The following is a 1593-nucleotide window of genomic DNA, read 5'->3' as shown; positions in this document are numbered from 1 at the left end:
CATAAGGTGTATTAAGACAGGTACTTCTGCTGGTTGAAGTCGATGTCGAAGTCGTCGGTTAGAAAGCACCGAGCGCCACAAGGTGCATTCAGACACCTGCACGAGCGCCAGGCCGACCTGCTTGTAGGTCTATCAGAAAGCACCGAGCGCCACAAGGTGCATTAAGACGTGGACGCATAGGGGTCGTTGTGGAGGAAGTTGAGGGTTAGAAAGCACCGAGCGCCAAAAGGAGCATTAGGACAGGCAGGTTATGGTGCCGATACCGATCAGGTTGTGCGTCAGAAAGCACCGCGCGCCAAAAGGCGCATTAAGACCCAAAGAGGCCGGCAGCGGCGCCGAAGATCGTTCCCGCGCGTCAGAAAGCACTGAGCGCCAAAAGGTGCATTAAGACCCGACAGCAGCGTTCTGGAGGCGAGCACACGCCCACCGTCAGAAAGCACCGAGCGCCAAAAGGTGCATTAAGACCCGAAAACGACGCCAGATACGTAGAACACGCCTCGCTGTCAGAAAGCACCGAGCACCATGAGGTGCATTAAGACGTGATGTTCGCGTTGTAGAACATGTTCGCTGCCAGCACGGTTAGAAAGCACCGAATGCCAAACGGCGCATTAAGACTCACCCTTGGTGTCGTTACCAAGCTTGGTGCAGTACGAGTTAGAAAGCGCCGAGCGCCATAAGGTGCATTAAGACGTCACAGGCTTGTCCGGAGTAGGCTCAATCGGCTTCGGCAGAAAACACCGAGCGCCATGAGGTGCATTAAGACCGGAGCTTTACTGCTAGCAGTGGTGGTGTCACGTGTTAGAAAGCACCGAGCACCAAAAGGTGCATCCCGACGCGGCGCTTCACGGGCTTTTTACTAGACAAGCTCCGGACTGAACTCACGCCCACGCAACCGAGGCCTCCCCGCGTCAACGCGGGGAGGCCTCGGCAATGCGGGACGCGGCAAGAGAATCTACGGCCGCAAACCAGCCCCCCTCTTTGACGGATGCCTCCTATCCTCTCCCCTCCACCAGGGCATCCAGGCTCGATACCCATCAGGCGGCGGGGTAGGTGAGTCGGGTTCGAAGCCTAGCTCCTCGGGTGTCTCGGGGATGCGGTCGACGAGGAAGTACTTGTCCTTGTCATCGCAGTGCTCGCGCACGATGGTGCGGAACTCGGCCAGCTCGCAGTACAGGACGCCCGTGATCGGGTTTCGACGGCAGGCAATGATCTTGTACAGCCAGTAGGCGAACAACGCGACATTGGCCGTGAGCGCCAGGGCCGCACACGCGATGTTGGCGCGCGGGTCCATGGTCGCGAAGTTGAAGATGTCCGAGGGAGGGACCAAGACCTCGGGCAGGAGGGTGTTCATGGAGATCCAGAAGACCAGCGTGAAGCAGCGGAACCAGATCCACTGGCCCTTCGCCCACGTGAACGCGGGGATTGTGCAGGCGAGCAGCAGGGCGAGCGTGCAGTACCACGTGTAGTCGGCCAGCGAGTTGTACAAGAACGCGTGGTTCCACAGGTCGTAGGCGATCACCCACGGCCACACCATGTCCACCCAGATGAGGCCGCGCACGGAGCGCTTCCCGGGTGAGGTCACGATGATCTTGC

At 59.1% G+C, this 1593-nt stretch carries 1 protein-coding gene; it reads right to left on the bottom strand.

What is annotated here, in order from left to right:
* Window positions 1-952: 952 nt before the first annotated feature.
* The coding region (locus O3656_RS10195) for a DUF5692 family protein (protein WP_500063960.1) at window positions 953-1593 on the bottom strand (641 nt) is incomplete at its 5' end.

The organism is Pauljensenia sp. 27098_8_83, from assembly GCF_041432695.1.
Lineage (GTDB): Bacteria > Actinomycetota > Actinomycetes > Actinomycetales > Actinomycetaceae > Pauljensenia.
This window is presented reverse-complemented; position numbering and strand designations above follow the sequence as displayed.